This is a genomic window from Streptomyces sp. NPDC056580, assembly GCF_042793175.1.
Lineage (GTDB): Bacteria > Actinomycetota > Actinomycetes > Streptomycetales > Streptomycetaceae > Streptomyces.
In genome coordinates, this window is the sequence record NZ_JBHTVE010000005.1 from 306,283 (window position 1) to 321,968 (window position 15,686).

The window sequence follows — 15,686 nt, forward strand, 5'->3', positions numbered from 1 at the left end:
ACTGCCGCCCCGGCGGGGGCCGGGCACGGGGCCCGGACCCATCAAGGGTACCGGGCACCCCAAGATCGGCTCCCCACCTTTTCACCGCGCCGCCAAGGGTGGCAGTTATCGATCGCATCTTCCTAAAGTGGGGCAATGCGTACAGGCGAGCCCCTGCCGTCCGTCGGTGACGTCCTCGCCGCCCTCGCGACCGGGCTGTGGCACTGGGACACGGCCGCCGGCCTGGTCACCGTAGACGCGGAGGCGGCGCGGCTGCTCGGCCTGCCCGCGCGGCCGGTCACCCTCACGGAGAACGAGACCCGGGCCCGGCTGCACCCGGAGGACTGGAACGAGATCACCGGAGTGGTCCCGCTGGCGGTCGACGAGGGCACGCTCGCCGAGGTGCGGATCCGGATCATCGACGAGGAGGGCCTGGTCGTACGGGTCGTGCGCAGCCGGTCGAAGCCGTCCTTCGACCCGGACCGGCGGGCGTACGAGCTGATCGGCACCCTCCAGGAGGTCACCGAGCCCAACCCCGGCACGGCGGCGGCCCGCAACGCGGTGACCGGCGACTGGCGGCGCTCACGGGAGGCGTTCCTGCTGGACGCCGGCCGGGCCCTGGCGGAGGCGCGGTCCACGGCGGAGGTGCTGCGGGTCGCGGCCGGGCTGTCCATGCCCGGGTTCACCCCGGACGGGCTCGCGGTGTTCGGCGTGGAGGGCGACCGGCTGACGGTGATCGGCCACCACGGACAGCAGCCCGGGGAGGACCGCCCCTTCCTGCACATGCCGCTCGCCGCGGACTACCCGGCGGCCGAGGTGGTCCGCACCGGCCGGGCCGTCTACCTCTCCTCCCCCGAGCAGTACCGGTCCCGCTACCCCGGCACCTGGCCCCTCGCCCGGCACTTCGAGCGCCGCTCCTGGGCGTTCCTGCCGCTGACGTCGGCCGGGCGCACGATGGGCGCCTGGATGGCGGCCTTCACCTACCCGGTGGCCTTCACCCCCGACGAGCGCGCGGTCCTGACCACGGTCGCCCGGATGCTCGCCCAGGCCCTGAACCGGGCCGGCGCCGCCGACACCCAGCGGGAGCTGACCGAGGGCCTGCAGCGCTCCATGCTGCCGTCCCTGGGCCCGGAGATCCCCGGGATGACGGTGGCGGCCCGCTACATCCCGACCGGTGGCGGGCTCCAGGTCGGCGGCGACTGGTACGACCTGATCCCGCTGCCCGCGGGGAGGTTCGCGCTGGCCATCGGCGACGTCCAGGGCCACGACGTCCGCGCGGCCGGCCTGATGGGGCAGCTGCGGATCGCGCTGCGCGCCTACGCCTCCGAGGGCCACCGCCCGGACGCCGTGCTCTCCCGCGCCGCCCGCTTCCTGCACGGCATCACGCACGACGAGCACATGACCGACCTGCGCTTCGCGACCTGCCTCTACGTCGAGGCCGACCCGGCCACCGGCGTGCTGGAGATCGCCCGCGCCGGGCACCCGGACCCGGCGATCCGGATGGCCGACGGCACGGTGATGATGCGGCCGACGGCGGGCGGCGTGCCGCTGGGCGTCGACCCGGACGCCGACTACCCGACCACCCGGTTCACGCTGGAGCCCGGCGAGACGCTGATGCTCTGCACCGACGGCCTGATCGAGACCGGCGGCCACGACATGGAGAGCGGCTGGCGGCGCATCCGCGCGATCCTGGAGGACCACCGGGGCGATCTGGAGTCGATGGCCGACGCGCTGGTGCAGGGCGTGCACGGGCCGTCCTCGCACCACACCACCGGACCCCTCGCCGACCGCCGCGAGGACGACATCGCGCTGCTGCTGCTCTGCCGTGGCGCGGGCGGCGGCCACGACGGCGTCCCGGTCCCGCTGTCCCGGCCGCGGCGCACCCTGCTGCCGGTGGCCCAGGACGAGCCCGAGCGGATCGCCGAGGCCCGACGGCACCTGCGGGAGCTGCTGCACGACTGGGCGTCGGCGGAGCAGGTGGACTCCGCGGTGCTGCTGGTCTCCGAGATGGTCACCAACGTCCTCGTGCACACCGACGCCGACGCGCTGCTGCTCGCCGAGGTCGCCGGCAGGCAGGGCGGACGCCGGCTGCGGGTGGAGGTCACGGACTCCGGCGACGACCTCCCGCACCGGCGCCGGCCCGGGGAACTGGCCTCCTCCGGCCGCGGCCTGATGCTGATCGAGCTGCTCGCGGACCTGTGGGGCGTGGACCCCAGGGGCAAGGGCAAGAGCATCTGGTTCGAGCTCTACGAGTCCGACGGCCCGGCCGCCGTGTGACGCTCGCGCAGCTCGTCGACGACCCCGACGGCGGCCGCGGTCAGCGGCACCGAGAGCAGTATGCCGATGATGCCCGCCACGGACGCCCCTGCGGTGATCGCCAGCAGCACCACCGCGGGATGCATCTGCACGGTCCGGCTCTGGATGACCGGCTGGAGCACGTGCCCCTCCAGCACCTGCACCGCGAGCACCACTCCGAGCGCCCACAGCGCGATCACGAAACCGCGGTCGGCGAGCGCGACCAGCACGGACACCGTCCCGGAGATGAAGGCGCCCAGGTAGGGGATGTAGGCGCCGACGAAGACGAGCGCGCCGAGCCCGATCGCGCCGGGCACCCGCAGGATCAGCAGGCCGACGGTGATGCAGACGGCGTCGATGAGGGCGATCAGCGTGGTGCCCCGCATGAACCCCTGCACCGCCCCGAAGGCGCGCCGGGCCATCGCCTCCAGCTCCTCGCCGCGGGCGCCCGGTGCGACGGACCGCAGGGCGGCGGCCGCCCGGTGCGAGTCGCGCAGGAAGAAGAAGACGAGCAGCAGCGCGAGCAGCGCCATCGCCAGGTACTCGCCCACCACGCCGACCCCGCTGAGGACGTTGGAGGCCGCGGTCCCGCCGTACTTGCCCAGCAGCTTCCTGGCGTTGCCGATCAGGTCGTCGAGACCGGTCCCGGCGGCCCCGAAGTGCTTCGTCAGGGCCCTGACGGCCTGGCGTACGGAGGCGATGATCTGGTCGCCGGTGTCGACGAGCGCGGCGACCACGATGTAAACGGCGCCGCCGACGACGGCCACCACGGCGACGCAGGTCAGCCCGGCGGCGAGCGACCGCTGCACCCTGGCCCGCACCAGCCGCCGGTACAGCGGCCCGAGCAGCGCCGTGCCGAGCAGCGCGAGCAGCACCGGCACGACGGCGGTGCGCAGCACCTCGCACAGCCGGATCACGATCCACCCGACCCCGGCGACCAGCAGCACGACGGCACACCAGGCGGCGAGACGGCGCACGGACTCGGGCAACAGCGGCACGGTCCCAGCCGACCACGCCCCGGGCCCGTCTGTCCTGCCGCACGGGTCCGGCCGGGTGAGGGGCACGGCGCCCGGCGCCCGCACGGCCGTCGCCCGGGCCGCTGGGTGCGCGGTCCGGGCGACGGGACGGGCGGATCAGGCCGTCAGGGCCTTCGGGGTCAGGCCTGGGGGCCGTTCGGGGTCATGCCGTGGACGGCCGGGACCGTGCCGAGGCGGCCCTTCTGGAAGTCCTCGAACGCCTGCATCAGCTCTTCCTTGGTGTTCATGACGAACGGGCCGTAGTGGGCCATGGGCTCACGGATCGGCTGCCCGCCGAGGAGGACGACCTCCAGGTCCGGGGTGTTGGAGTCCTGCTTCTCGTCCGCGCGGACGGTGAGGGAGCCACCCGCGCCGAAGACGGCGGTCTGGCCGAGGCGGATCGGCCGGCGCTCGGCGCCGACGCTGCCGCGGCCGGCCATGACGTAGGCGAGGCCGTTGAAGTCCTCGCGCCAGGGCAGGGTGACCTCGGCGCCCGGGGCCAGGGTCGCGTGGATCATCGTGATCGGCGTGTGCGTGATGCCGGGGCCCGCGTGGCCGTCGAGCTCGCCCGCGATCACGCGCAGCAGCGCGCCGCCGTCCGGGGTCGTCAGGAGCTGGACGCTGCCGCCGCGGATGTCCTGGTAGCGCGGGGCCATCATCTTGTCCTTGGCCGGGAGGTTCACCCAGAGCTGCAGCCCGTGGAAGAGACCGCCGGACATGACGAGCTGCTCCGGCGGGGCCTCGATGTGCAGCAGGCCCGAGCCCGCGGTCATCCACTGGGTGTCGCCGTTGGTGATGGTGCCGCCACCGCCGTTGGAGTCCTGGTGGTCGAAGATCCCGTCGATGATGTAGGTGACGGTCTCGAAGCCGCGGTGCGGGTGCCAGGGGGTGCCCTTGGGCTCGCCCGGCGCGTACTCCACCTCACCCATCTGGTCCATCATGATGAACGGGGCGAGGTGCCGGTAGTTGATCCCGGCGAACGCCCGGCGCACCGGGAAGCCCTCGCCCTCGAAACCGCCCGGGGCGGTCGTGACGGTGAGCACGGGCCGTGCCACCGCGTCGGCGGGAGCGGTCACGCGGGGCAGGGTCAGCGGGTTCTCGACGGTCACTGCAGGCATGGTCGGTACCTCCTTGTGTACCCAGTTTAGTTGAGCGTTGAACTTTCTGCCACCCCGCAACAGAGCGAGCCCGGAGGGCATTCCCTCCGGGCTCGCGGCGGCTGCGGGGCGGCCGGCGTGTGCGCAGCGATGGCGGCTAGCCGTACATGCGGCGCATGGCGAAGTCGACCATCTGCTCGACCGCCTTGGCGTCGAACACCATCCGGTGCTCGCCCTCCATGTCCAGGACGAAGCCGTAGCCGCTCGGCAGCAGGTCGATCACCTCGGCCCCGGTGATCACGAAGTACTTGGACTCCTTGCCCGCGTACCGGCGCAGCTCCTTGAGCGAGGTGAACATCGGGATCACCGGCTGCTGCGTGTTGTGCAGGGCGAGGAAGCCCGGGGTGTCACCGCGCGGGCAGTACACCTTCGAGGTGGCGAAGATCTGCTGGAAGTCCTCGGCGGGCATCTGACCGGTGGTGAAGGCGCGCACCGCGTCCGCGAGCGAGGGTGGGGACGGCTCCGGATAGAGCGGAGGCTGCTGTCCGTACCCGCCGACACCGCCCTGCTGCGGAGGGACGTAACTCTGCTGAGCGGCGCCACCGTCCATGGGCTGGCCGTATCCGTACATGCGCAGAAGAGTACTCAGTCACAGATGACCGGATCGGGCTTGCGTCTTATTACCGACGGGTAGCATCATCGGAACTACTTGTTGGTACGTGAACCAGATGCGAGGAGACAGTGCCTCGCCGAGTCCGATACGGAGCCGTCACCATGGGGCACTACAAGTCGAACCTCCGCGACATCGAGTTCAACCTGTTCGAAGTACTCGGGCGCGACAAGCTTTACGGCACCGGCCCGTTCGGCGAGATGGACACGGACACCGCCAGGAGCGTCCTCGAGGAGCTGACGCGCCTGGCGGAGAACGAGTTGGCCGAGTCCTTCGCGGACGCGGACCGCAACCCGCCCGTCTTCGACCCGGAGACGAACACCGCGCCCGTCCCGGCGTCCTTCAAGAAGAGCTACAAGGCCTTCATGGAGTCCGAGTACTGGCGCCTGGGCCTGCCCGAGGAGATCGGCGGCACCACGGCCCCGCCGTCCCTGATCTGGGCCTACGCCGAGCTGGTCCTCGGCGCGAACCCGGCCGTGTGGATGTACTCCTCCGGCCCGGCGTTCGCCGGCATCCTCTTCGACGAGGGCAACGACGTCCAGAAGAACATCGCGCGGATCGCCGTCGAGCGGACCTGGGGCTCCACGATGGTGCTCACCGAGCCCGACGCGGGCTCCGACGTGGGCGCCGGCCGCACCAAGGCCGTCCAGCAGGAGGACGGCTCCTGGTACATCGAGGGCGTGAAGCGCTTCATCACCTCCGGTGAGCACGACATGGAGGAGAACATCCTCCACTACGTGCTCGCCCGCCCCGAGGGCGCCGGCCCCGGCACCAAGGGCCTGTCCCTCTTCCTCGTCCCGAAGTACCTCTTCGACTTCGAGACCGGCGAGCTGGGCGAGCGCAACGGCGTCTACGCCACCAACGTCGAGCACAAGATGGGCCTGAAGGCCTCCAACACCTGCGAGATGACCTTCGGCGACCGGCACCCCGCGAAGGGCTGGCTGATCGGCGACAAGCACGACGGCATCCGCCAGATGTTCCGCATCATCGAGTTCGCCCGCATGATGGTCGGCACGAAGGCGATCTCCACCCTCTCCACGGGCTACCTCAACGCCCTGGAGTACGCCAAGGAGCGCGTGCAGGGCCCCGACCTGGCGAACTTCATGGACAAGACCGCGCCCAAGGTCACCATCACGCACCACCCCGACGTCCGCCGCTCGCTGATGACGCAGAAGGCGTACGCCGAGGGCATGCGCGCCCTCGTCCTCTACACGGCCTCGATCCAGGACGCCATCGCGGTCAAGGAGGCGAACGGTGAGGACGCCAAGGCCGAGCACGCGCTCAACGACCTGCTCCTGCCGATCGTCAAGGGCTACGGCTCCGAGAAGGGCTACGAGCAGCTCGCCCAGTCGCTGCAGACCTTCGGCGGCTCCGGCTTCCTGCAGGAGTACCCGATCGAGCAGTACATCCGCGACGCCAAGATCGACACCCTGTACGAGGGCACGACCGCGATCCAGGGCCAGGACTTCTTCTTCCGGAAGATCGTCCGCAACCAGGGCGCCGCGCTGAACTCGCTCGCCGAGGACATCAAGAAGTTCCTGGCGCTCGGCACCGGCGGCGAGGAGCTGGCGGGCGCCCGCGAGAACCTCGCGAAGGCGGCCGTCGAGCTGGAGGCCATCGTCGGCCTGATGCTGACCGACCTCGCGGCCACCGAGCAGGACGTCAAGAACATCTACAAGGTGGGCCTGAACACCAGCCGCCTGCTGCTCGCCTCCGGCGACGTCGTGGTCGGCTACCTGCTGCTGAAGGGCGCCGCCGTCGCCGCCGAGAAGCTGCAGACGGCCTCGGCGAAGGACAAGGCGTTCTACACCGGCAAGATCGCTGCGGCGAAGTTCTTCGCGGCCAACGTGCTGCCGGGCGTCACCCTGGCCCGCAAGGTCGCGGAGGGCGTCGAGCTCGACCTGATGGAGCTGGACGAGGCCGCCTTCTAGGACGGACCCGGGCCGGCCGCGCGCCGGGCGGCCCGTTCCGCGTCCACCGACCGCGGTCGTGGGCCCGCTCCCGTACCGGGGGCGGGCCCACGCACGTCGTTAAGGTAAACCCATGAGCGCAGCAGCCCGCTTCGACCGCGGCCACACCGACGACCTGATGTCCTTCCTGGCGGCGAGCCCGTCGCCGTACCACGCCGTGGCGAACACCGCCGAGCGGCTGGAGAAGGCGGGCTTCAGGCAGGTCGCCGAGACGGACGCCTGGGACGGTACGAGCGGCGGCAAGTACGTGCTGCGCGGTGGCGCGATCGTCGCCTGGTACGTCCCCGAGGGCGCCGCACCGCACACCCCCTTCCGCATCATCGGCGCCCACACCGACTCGCCGAACCTGCGGGTCAAGCCGCTGCCCGACACCGGCGCCCACGGCTGGCGGCAGGTCGCGGTGGAGATCTACGGCGGCCCCCTGCTGAACTCCTGGCTCGACCGGGACCTGGGCCTGGCCGGCCGGCTGACCCTGCGCGACGGCAGCGCCGTCCTCGTCGACGTGAACCGCCCGCTGCTGCGGGTGCCGCAGCTCGCCATCCACCTGGACCGCGCGGTCAACAGCGACGGCCTCAAGCTCGACAAGCAGCGCCACCTGCAGCCCGTCTGGGGACTCGGCGACGACCTGCGCGACGGCGGCCTGATCGCCTTCCTGGAGGAGGAGGCCGGGCTCGCCGCCGGCTCGGTGGCCGGCTGGGACCTCATGGTGCACCCGGTGGAGGCGCCGGCCTACCTCGGCCGGGACCGTGAACTGGTCGCCGGCCCCCGGATGGACAACCTGCTGTCCGTGCACGCCGGCACGGCCGCCCTGGCCGCCGCCGCGTCCTCGGGCGCCGCGCTCGGCCACATCCCCGTGCTGGCCGCCTTCGACCACGAGGAGAACGGCTCGCAGTCGGACACCGGCGCGGACGGCCCGCTGCTCGGCTCGGTCCTGGAGCGCTCGGTGTTCGCGCGCGGCGGCTCCTACGAGGACCGGGCGCGCGCCTTCGCCGGCACCGTCTGCCTGTCCTCCGACACCGGCCACGCCGTCCACCCCAACTACGCCGAGCGGCACGACCCGACGCACCACCCGCGGGTCAACGGCGGGCCGATCCTTAAGGTCAACGTCAACAACCGCTACGCCACGGACGGTTCGGGCCGCGCGGTGTTCACCGCCACCTGCGAGCGGGCGGGCGTGCCGTTCCAGAGCTTCGTGTCCAACAACTCCATGCCGTGCGGCACCACCATCGGCCCGATCACCGCGGCCCGGCACGGCATCCGCACCGTCGACATCGGCGTGGCGATCCTGTCGATGCACAGCGCGCGTGAACTGTGCGGCGCTGACGACCCGTTCCTGCTGGCGAACGCCCTGGTGGCGTTCCTGGAGGACTGAGCCCCGCCGTCCGGCCCGCCCCGGCCCGGCCCCTGAGCGACCGTCACGCGCCGCCCCCACACATGTTCGGGGCGGCTCCGGGTACCCGGAGCGCACCGGAGATTCCGGAACCGGAAGGGGAGGCGACGACAATGGGCCTCGGCGGTTGCATCATCCTCATCGCCCTGGGTGCCATCCTGACGTTCGCGACGGACTGGCACATGCAGGGAGTCAACCTCGACCTCGTCGGGATCATCTTCATGGCCGTCGGTCTCATCGGCATCGCCACGTTCAGCGGCATCGCACGGCGCCGCCGGGTCGTGGTGCCGTCGACGCCGGTGGTCGAGGAGGAACCGCACCACCACCATCACGGCCGCGACGGCTACACCGACGGCTACGGCGTGTGAGGGTCCCCCGGCCCGGCGACGGCTTTGTGACGACCGCCCGGCGCCGGGGAACGGTGACCGTATGAGATTCCTCGTGCGCGACCGACTCCTCGGCATCGGTGACGACTACTGGATCGAGGACGAACACGGCCAGAAGGTGTTCCTCGTCGACGGCAAGGCCATGCGGCTGCGGGACACCTTCGAGCTGAAGGACGCCCAGGGGCGCGTCCTCATCGACATCCACCAGAAGATGTTCGCCCTGCGCGACACCATGGTGATCGAACGGGACGGCGAGGGCCTGGCCACGATCCGGCGCAAGCGGCTGTCCCTGCTGCGCAACCACTACCGGGTGTCCCTGGCCGACGGCACCGACCTGGACGTCAGCGGCAAGATCCTCGACCGTGAGTTCGCCGTCGAGTACGACGGCGAACTGCTCGCCGTCATCTCCCGGCGCTGGCTGCACGTCCGGGAGACGTACGGCGTCGACGTCGTCCGGGAGGACGCGGACCCGGCGCTGCTGATCGCGGTGGCGGTGTGCGTGATCCATCTGGCGGAGAAGGAGCGCGAGGACTGAGCGCCGGGGCCGCGGCAGGGTGGGACCCCGGCTGCGGCGCCGGGGCGCGGCTCAGCAGCGTGGCGGTCGGCGGCTCAGCGGCGCGGCGGCTCCAGGCCCATCATGCGGTCCTTCAGGGCCGGGAACTGCTCACGGGTGACCGCCACCTTCGCGGGGTCGAACTCCACCGTGAGGACCTCCTCGCCCGCGCCCGCCTCGGCGAGCACCTCGCCCCACGGATCGACCACGATCGAGTGGCCCGCCTGCGGGACCCCGGCGTGCGTCCCGGCCGTTCCGCAGGCGAGCACGAACGCCTGGTTCTCCACCGCCCGCGCCCTGGCCAGCAGCGTCCAGTGCGCCCGCCGCCGCTCGGGCCAGCCGGCCGGGATCACCAGCGTCTCGGCGCCCGCGTCGACCAGGGTGCGGAACAGTTCGGGGAAGCGGAGGTCGTAGCAGGTGGCGACGCCGAGGGTGGTGCGGGGCAGAGGCACCGTCACCGCGTCCCGACCAGCGCTCATCAGCACGGCCTCGCCCTTGTCGAAGCCGAAGCGGTGGATCTTCCGGTAGGCCGCGACCAGGTCACCGGAGGGCGAGAAGACCAGAGAGGTGTTGTAGAGGGGGCCGTCCGCCGCGGCGGAGCCGTCCCCGGACGCGGCCCGCTCCGGGATCGAACCGGCGTGCAGCCACACGCCGGCGTCGCTCGCCGCCTTGGCCATCGCCTCGAACGTCGGTCCCTCGAGCGGTTCGGCCTCCGTGCCGAACTCCTCGTAGGCGAAGGCGCCGGTGGTCCACAGCTCGGGCAGGACCACGAGGTCGGAGCCGGCCTGCTCCCGGACAAGAGCGGCCGCCCGCCGCCGTCGGGAGGCCACCGATTCGCCCTCGTCCACGGCGATCTGGATCAGCGAGGCGCGCACACTACCACCGTCCTGGCATTCGAGTCGTCCATACAGGCCTACGATCGTCACACGAAAGCACTGCCGGGGTGCCTCGCAGCAGCGTAACTTGGGGTTCCCCCGCTCGAGCGGAGTCGAGAGCCGGGGGAGCGCCACGACACCCGCCGAGTGCAGCCACCGTCCGCCGGCAACGCCGCCGCAACCTGCCCGTGTACCGACCGCCGAGGGGTCCCGTTCCGTGAGTCTGCATCCCACCCTCCAGCCCTACGCCGACGCCTGGACCCACTCCATCGAAGCGATATCCGAGCTGGTGCAGCCGCTCCCGGAGGCCGAGTGGAACCGGCGGACCCCGTGCCCGGGCTGGTCCGTGCGCGACGTGGTCTCGCACGTCATCGGCCTGGACTGCGAGATGCTCGGCGACCCGCGGCCCATCCACACCCTGCCCCGTGACCTCTTCCACGTCACCAACGAGCACCAGCGGTACATGGAGATGCAGGTCGACGTCCGCCGCCACCACACGGCGCCGGAGATGACGGCGGAGCTGGAGTACACCGTCATCCGCAGGAACCGCCAGCTTCGCAACGAGTCCCGTGACCCCGGCACCACGGTGCGCGGCCCGATGGGCCGCGAGATCACCCTCGAACAGGCGATGCGCAACAGGGCGTTCGACGTGTGGGTGCACGAGCAGGACCTGCGCGCGGCCCTCGCCCGCCCCGGCAACCTCGACTCGCCGGGCGCGCACGTCGCCCGCGACGTGCTGCTGGAGGCGCTGCCCAGGATCGTCGCGAAGGACGCGAACGCGCCGCGCAGCTCCGCGATCGTCTTCGACGTGCACGGGCCCGTCGAGTTCCTGCGCACGATCCGAGTCGACATCCAGGGCCGCGGCACCCTGGAGACCGCGCCCGCCCTCGGTCCGGCGGCCACCCTCACCCTCGACTGGGAGACCTACGTCCGGCTCTCCTGCGGCCGGGTGACCCCGGAGGCGGTGGCGGACCGGGTGAAGACCGAGGGCGAGCCCGAACTGACGTCGGCGATCCTGCGGAACCTCAGGGTGACGCCGTAACGGAACGCGCGCCGGGCACGGCGGCCTCGGGACGCACGTCGGCTCGGGCATGGGACGGCTCGGGCGTGGGTCGGCTCGCGCCCGGGGCGGCTTCCGTACGTGGAGCGGCTTCCGCGCGTGGGGCGGGCGGGATATTCCGGTGACCGGCGCCGCCCGGCTCACTAGCGTGCCCCCATGACCGACGACGACGGCCCTCCCCGGCTCACCCGCCTCTCCTTCCACGGCCCCCTCTCCGACGCCCGGGCGACGGCGCTGGTACGGCGGCTGGCCGCGGCGCGGCCCCGGACCGTCCTGGACGTCGGCTGCGGCTGGGGCGAACTGCTGCTCCGGGTGCTGGAGGCGGTGCCCGGAGCCCGCGGGACAGGCGTCGACGTCAACGGAGAGGACCTGGCCCGCGGGCGGCGCGACGCCGGGCTGCGCGGCCTGGCGGACCGTGTGGAGTTCGCCGAGGAGTCCGCGCTCGGGACCCGGCGCGGACCCGCCGACCTGGTGCTGTGCCTGGGCGCGAGCCAGGCGCTGAGCACGGCCGCGTCGCCGACCGCCGAGGCGCTGCGCGAGCTGCGGCGGCTGGTGGCCGACGACGGTCGGGTGGTGCTCGGCGAGGGCTTCTGGGAGCGCCCCCCGGCCCCGCACGAGCTGGCCCGGATGTGGCCGGAGGCGTCCGCTGCGGACCACTGCGACCTGGGCGCCCTGCTCGACCTCGCCGTCGGGGCCGGTTTCCGGCCCGAGTGGACGGAGACCGCGAGCCGGGACGAGTGGGAGGCGTTCGAGTCCGGGTACCAGGCGGACGCCGAGGTGTGGCTCGCCGCCCACCCGCGACATCCCTCGGCCGCGGCGGTCCGCGACCGCCTCGACCGGCACCGGGCCCGGTGGATGGCCTACCGGGGCGTCCTCGGCCTCGCCTACCTCACGCTGGTGCCGGTCGCCCGCTGACGCGCTCCGGGGTATGCGGGCCCGCGGGACGCGTCCGCCGGTCCCCCTCCCGGCGCTGGGCGCCGGCCGCCCCGCACGCCCGGGGGCGCGGTTCACGCGGGTACGTGGACCGTTTCCACCCGGCTCGCCACCAGGCGTTCCCGCTCGCGGCGGGCGGCCCGGCCGCGCAGGCGGAGGATCTGGCTGACCCCGAGTGCCTGCAGGACGAACACCGCGGAGAAGGCCACGGTGTAGTCGTCGCCGGTCGCGTCGAGCAGCACACCGATCGCGAACAGCGTCGTCATCGAGGCGATGAAACCGCCCATGTTGGTGATGCCGGAGGCGGTGCCCTGTCGCTCGGGCGGGTTGGCCGGGCGGGCGAAGTCGAAGCCGAGCATCGAGGCGGGGCCGCAGGCGCCGAGCACCGCGCACAGCACCACCAGCAGCCACATCGGCGCGTGCTCGGCCGGGTAGGCGAGCGTCACCGCCCACATCAGCGCCGTCGCGGCCACCGTGCCGAGCGCCAGCGGCAGCCGGGCCGCGTGGTGCCGGGCCACGACCTGGCCGTAGACCAGGCCGATCACCATGTTGGACAGCACGACCAGGGTGAGCAGCTCACCGGCCGTGGCGCGGCTCAGGCCCTGCGCCTGGACCAGGAACGGCAGGCCCCACAGCAGCAGGAAGACCATCGCCGGGAACTGGGTGGTGAAGTGCACCCACAGACCCAGCCGGGTACCGGGCTCCCGCCAGGCCGCCGCGATCTGCCGGCGGACGTAGACCGCGCCCTGGTGCGGGGACGGCGCGGGCTCGTGCCCCTCGGGGTGGTCCTTCAGGAACAGCAGCGTCAGGACGAGCACGACCGCGCCGGCCAGCGCGCTGCCGGCGAACGCGGCGGTCCAGCCGATGCCGTGCAGCAGCCGGGCGATGACCAGGGTCGATACCAGGTTCCCGGCCATGCCCACCAGGCCCGCGAGCTGGGCGACCAGCGGCCCGCGCCGGGCGGGGAACCAGCGGGTGCCGAGGCGCAGCACGCTGATGAAGGTCAGCGCGTCACCGCAGCCGAGCAGCGCGCGCGAGGCCAGCGCCATGCCGTAGGAGGGCGAGAAGGCGAAGCCGAGCTGGCCCAGCGTGAACAGCACCGCGCCGAGGCTCAGCACCTTCTTGGTGCCGAGCCGGTCGACGAGCAGGCCGACGGGTATCTGCATGCCGGCGTAGACCAGGAGCTGGAGGATCGAGAAGGTCGACAGCGCCGAGGCGCCCACGTGGAAGCGCTCGACCGCGTCCAGGCCGGCCACGCCCAGGGAGGTGCGGAAGATGACGGCGACGAAGTAGACCGAGACGCCGATCGACCACATCCAAACGGCGCGGCGGCCGCCCGGGGGGTCACCCGGCAGGGTGGCGCCGCTCATCGCACCTCACCCCGCGCGAGGTGGGAGAACCAGCTCACGTGCCGGTGCACGACCCCGACGGCCGCCTCCGCGTCACCGGAGCGCAGGGCCTGGAGGATCTCCTCGTGCTCGGCGAGCGTCTTGGCGATCCGGTCCGGGTGCGACTGCATGACGGCTACGCCCATCCGGAGCTGGCGGTCGCGCAACTGGTCGTACAGCCGCGACAGGATCTCGTTGCCGCCGCTGCGCACGATCTCGGCGTGGAAGCAGCGGTCGGTCACCGCGGCGGCGGCGAGGTCGCCGGCGGCGGCCTGCTCCTTCTGCCGCTCCAGCAGCTCCGCGAGCCGCTCCACCAGGCCCGGCGGGGCGGGCACGGCCTTGCGCGCCGCGTGCGCCTCCACCAGCAGCCGGGTCTCGACCACGTCGGCGATCTCCTGCGCCGACACCGGCAGCACCAGCGCGCCCTTCTTCGGGTAGAGCCTGATCAGGCCCTCCATCTCCAGCCGGAGCAGCGCCTCCCGGACGGGCGTGCGCGAGACCCCGACGGCATCGGCCAGCTCGCCCTCGGTGAGCAGCGTCCCGCCCTCGTAACGGCGGTCGAGCACTCCTTGTTTGACATGGGTGTAGACGCGGTCGGCGGCGGGTGGTTGCTTCACGGACGTGGCCATGTCCACAGGATAGATACAACACGTACGCATGAGGGTCCACGTCCACCATGCGGACGTGACGCACATCGCCCCCAGCGCCCGCACAACCATCTGTGCTACTTACATGTCACACTCTTGCGGCCCCACTCGCTCGCCACCTCAACTCGGCCGCATACCAGGGGCATTCCAGACAATCGGGGTACTTCACTTTGATTACCGGCATCAAGGGCACCCGCCGTATCCGCCGAGCAACCGCCGTCGCCGTGACGTCCGGCGCGCTGCTCGCGACCGGGGCTCTCACCGCGGCACCCGCGCAGGCCGTCACCACGCCCTCGATCGTGGCCAAGGGCGGCTACGTGATGAACAACGCCAACGCCAAGACGCTGTACACCAAGGCAGCGGACACCAAGCGTTCCACCGGCTCCACCACCAAGATCATGACCGCCAAGGTCGTGCTCGCCCAGTCGAACCTCAATCTGGACGCCAAGGTGACGATCCAGAAGGCGTACAGCGACTACGTCGTCGCGAACAACGCCTCCCAGGCGCACCTGATCGTCGGCGACAAGGTCACCGTCCGCCAGCTGCTGTACGGCCTGATGCTGCCGTCCGGCTGCGACGCCGCCTACGCGCTCGCGGACAAGTTCGGCACCGGCTCGACGCGGGCCACCCGCGTGGCGTCGTTCATCTCCAAGATGAACTCCACCGCCCGGAGCCTCGGCATGACGAACACGCACTTCGACTCGTTCGACGGCATCGGCAACGGCTCCAACTACTCGACGCCGCGCGACCTGACCAAGCTGGCCAGCAACGCGCTGAAGAGCTCCACGTTCCGCACGGTCGTCAAGACCAAGCACTACACGGCCAAGACGATCACCAAGACCGGCAGCACCCGCACGATGAAGACGTGGGACAACACCAACGGTCTGCTCAGCAGCTACAGCGGCACCATCGGTGTGAAGACCGGCTCCGGCCCGGAGGCCAAGTACTGCCTGGTCTTCGCCGCCACCCGGAACGGCAAGACGGTCGTCGGCACCGTCCTCGCCTCCACCTCCATCACCCAGCGCGAGTCGGACGCGAAGAAGCTGCTCAACTACGGCTTCGCCAAGCTCGGCTGACGGCCGCACCGGCCACCGGGGCCCGTCGCACTCAGTGCGGCGGGCCCTTTCACGTCCGGTCCCGGGCCCGGCGGACGCGTCCCCGACGTCAGGTCGGAGTGTCCCCCTGTCACCGGACGAGCCCGGCGGGCCACCGGAAACCCTCTGTGACGGCGGCCTTCGGTCGCCTACTCCCTCCACCCGGACCCCCGGACCCGCCGGACCGGCAGCGGCGCGTCCCGGGCCGCGTCGCCGAGGAGTGCGCGCGGCAGCCCTGGCACGTGGCCGGACGGCGCCCCCCCGCCGTCACCGGGCTGCGTCGGGTCCTGTCCCGCGGGCAGGCGGACGACGGCGCCGGCCGCCGTCTGCCGG

Annotated in this window: 14 protein-coding genes; 8 read left to right on the forward strand and 6 right to left on the reverse strand. The window is 72.1% G+C overall.

Going from position 1 to position 15,686, the window contains the following annotated elements:
* Positions 1 to 135: 135 nt before the first annotated feature.
* On the forward strand, positions 136 to 2,256 hold the full coding sequence (locus ACFQ9Z_RS12795; protein WP_383015270.1) for a SpoIIE family protein phosphatase: 2,121 nt from the start codon (positions 136 to 138) through the stop codon (positions 2,254 to 2,256).
* Here the strand turns inward: ACFQ9Z_RS12795 and ACFQ9Z_RS12800 are convergent.
* From ACFQ9Z_RS12800 to ACFQ9Z_RS12810, 3 genes are all read right to left on the reverse strand, one after another.
* Positions 2,226 to 3,272 carry an AI-2E family transporter gene (locus tag ACFQ9Z_RS12800; protein WP_383015273.1) on the reverse strand — a complete coding sequence of 349 codons (1,047 nt, stop codon included), beginning with the start codon at positions 3,270 to 3,272 and terminating at the stop codon, positions 2,226 to 2,228. The two genes, ACFQ9Z_RS12795 and ACFQ9Z_RS12800, sit on opposite strands and share 31 nt — an antisense overlap.
* Before the next feature lie 158 nt (positions 3,273 to 3,430).
* On the reverse strand, positions 3,431 to 4,408 hold the full coding sequence (locus ACFQ9Z_RS12805) for a pirin family protein (protein WP_383015276.1): 978 nt from the start codon (positions 4,406 to 4,408) through the stop codon (positions 3,431 to 3,433).
* 136 nt (positions 4,409 to 4,544) lie between these two features.
* Positions 4,545 to 5,018 (reverse strand): SseB family protein, encoded by a 474-nt coding sequence (locus tag ACFQ9Z_RS12810; protein ID WP_281294675.1) that lies wholly within the window; start codon positions 5,016 to 5,018, stop codon positions 4,545 to 4,547.
* 143 nt (positions 5,019 to 5,161) lie between these two features.
* On the opposite strand from ACFQ9Z_RS12810, the gene ACFQ9Z_RS12815 reads away from it, so the two are divergent.
* The 4 genes from ACFQ9Z_RS12815 (at position 5,162) to ACFQ9Z_RS12830 (ending at position 9,338) form a co-directional block, all read left to right on the forward strand.
* On the forward strand, positions 5,162 to 6,988 hold the full coding sequence (locus ACFQ9Z_RS12815) for an acyl-CoA dehydrogenase (protein ID WP_383015281.1): 1,827 nt from the start codon (positions 5,162 to 5,164) through the stop codon (positions 6,986 to 6,988).
* A 112-nt stretch (positions 6,989 to 7,100) separates the two neighbouring features.
* The gene (locus tag ACFQ9Z_RS12820) at positions 7,101 to 8,399 is read left to right on the forward strand and encodes a M18 family aminopeptidase (RefSeq protein WP_383015284.1); all 1,299 of its coding nucleotides are present in this window, start codon (positions 7,101 to 7,103) and stop codon (positions 8,397 to 8,399) included.
* A 131-nt stretch (positions 8,400 to 8,530) separates the two neighbouring features.
* The gene (locus ACFQ9Z_RS12825) at positions 8,531 to 8,785 is read left to right on the forward strand and encodes a DUF6458 family protein (RefSeq protein WP_383015288.1); all 255 of its coding nucleotides are present in this window, start codon (positions 8,531 to 8,533) and stop codon (positions 8,783 to 8,785) included.
* 61 nt (positions 8,786 to 8,846) lie between these two features.
* Positions 8,847 to 9,338: an LURP-one-related/scramblase family protein gene (locus ACFQ9Z_RS12830; protein ID WP_383015291.1), complete on the forward strand. Its 492-nt coding sequence runs from the start codon at positions 8,847 to 8,849 to the stop codon at positions 9,336 to 9,338.
* Between the two features lie 74 nt (positions 9,339 to 9,412).
* On the opposite strand, the gene ACFQ9Z_RS12835 is transcribed toward ACFQ9Z_RS12830, so the two are convergent.
* Positions 9,413 to 10,231: a carbon-nitrogen family hydrolase gene (locus tag ACFQ9Z_RS12835; RefSeq protein ID WP_383015294.1), complete on the reverse strand. Its 819-nt coding sequence runs from the start codon at positions 10,229 to 10,231 to the stop codon at positions 9,413 to 9,415.
* A gap of 217 nt (positions 10,232 to 10,448) precedes the next feature.
* Between ACFQ9Z_RS12835 and ACFQ9Z_RS12840 the strand changes: the two genes are divergently transcribed.
* Together ACFQ9Z_RS12840 and ACFQ9Z_RS12845 are read left to right on the forward strand one after the other, a co-directional pair.
* Entirely contained in the window at positions 10,449 to 11,273 is an 825-nt protein-coding gene (locus tag ACFQ9Z_RS12840; protein ID WP_383015297.1) for a maleylpyruvate isomerase family mycothiol-dependent enzyme, read from the forward strand.
* A gap of 174 nt (positions 11,274 to 11,447) precedes the next feature.
* Positions 11,448 to 12,206 (forward strand): SAM-dependent methyltransferase, encoded by a 759-nt coding sequence (locus ACFQ9Z_RS12845; RefSeq protein ID WP_383015300.1) that lies wholly within the window; start codon positions 11,448 to 11,450, stop codon positions 12,204 to 12,206.
* Positions 12,207 to 12,298: 92 nt separating this feature from the next.
* On the opposite strand, the gene ACFQ9Z_RS12850 is transcribed toward ACFQ9Z_RS12845, so the two are convergent.
* Entirely contained in the window at positions 12,299 to 13,594 is a 1,296-nt protein-coding gene (locus ACFQ9Z_RS12850; RefSeq protein ID WP_383015303.1) for a nitrate/nitrite transporter, read from the reverse strand.
* Positions 13,591 to 14,241 (reverse strand): GntR family transcriptional regulator, encoded by a 651-nt coding sequence (locus ACFQ9Z_RS12855; RefSeq protein ID WP_383015306.1) that lies wholly within the window; start codon positions 14,239 to 14,241, stop codon positions 13,591 to 13,593. Before ACFQ9Z_RS12855 ends, ACFQ9Z_RS12850 begins: the two co-directional genes overlap by 4 nt.
* A 188-nt stretch (positions 14,242 to 14,429) precedes the next feature.
* Between ACFQ9Z_RS12855 and ACFQ9Z_RS12860 the strand changes: the two genes are divergently transcribed.
* On the forward strand, positions 14,430 to 15,335 hold the full coding sequence (locus tag ACFQ9Z_RS12860; RefSeq protein ID WP_383015309.1) for a D-alanyl-D-alanine carboxypeptidase family protein: 906 nt from the start codon (positions 14,430 to 14,432) through the stop codon (positions 15,333 to 15,335).
* The last annotated feature ends 351 nt before the right edge of the window (positions 15,336 to 15,686 follow it).

Bases quoted from the DNA above. Each gene is read 5' to 3' on its own strand.
- ACFQ9Z_RS12795 (WP_383015270.1), top strand. From the start codon at position 136: ATGCGTACAGGCGAGCCCCTGCCGTCCGTCGGTGACGTCCTCGCCGCC.
- ACFQ9Z_RS12805 (WP_383015276.1), bottom strand. From the start codon at position 4,408: ATGCCTGCAGTGACCGTCGAGAACCCGCTGACCCTGCCCCGCGTGACC.
- ACFQ9Z_RS12810 (WP_281294675.1), bottom strand. From the start codon at position 5,018: ATGTACGGATACGGCCAGCCCATGGACGGTGGCGCCGCTCAGCAGAGT.
- ACFQ9Z_RS12815 (WP_383015281.1), top strand. From the start codon at position 5,162: ATGGGGCACTACAAGTCGAACCTCCGCGACATCGAGTTCAACCTGTTC.
- ACFQ9Z_RS12820 (WP_383015284.1), top strand. From the start codon at position 7,101: ATGAGCGCAGCAGCCCGCTTCGACCGCGGCCACACCGACGACCTGATG.
- ACFQ9Z_RS12825 (WP_383015288.1), top strand. From the start codon at position 8,531: ATGGGCCTCGGCGGTTGCATCATCCTCATCGCCCTGGGTGCCATCCTG.
- ACFQ9Z_RS12830 (WP_383015291.1), top strand. From the start codon at position 8,847: ATGAGATTCCTCGTGCGCGACCGACTCCTCGGCATCGGTGACGACTAC.
- ACFQ9Z_RS12845 (WP_383015300.1), top strand. From the start codon at position 11,448: ATGACCGACGACGACGGCCCTCCCCGGCTCACCCGCCTCTCCTTCCAC.
- ACFQ9Z_RS12850 (WP_383015303.1), bottom strand. From the start codon at position 13,594: ATGAGCGGCGCCACCCTGCCGGGTGACCCCCCGGGCGGCCGCCGCGCC.
- ACFQ9Z_RS12855 (WP_383015306.1), bottom strand. From the start codon at position 14,241: ATGGCCACGTCCGTGAAGCAACCACCCGCCGCCGACCGCGTCTACACC.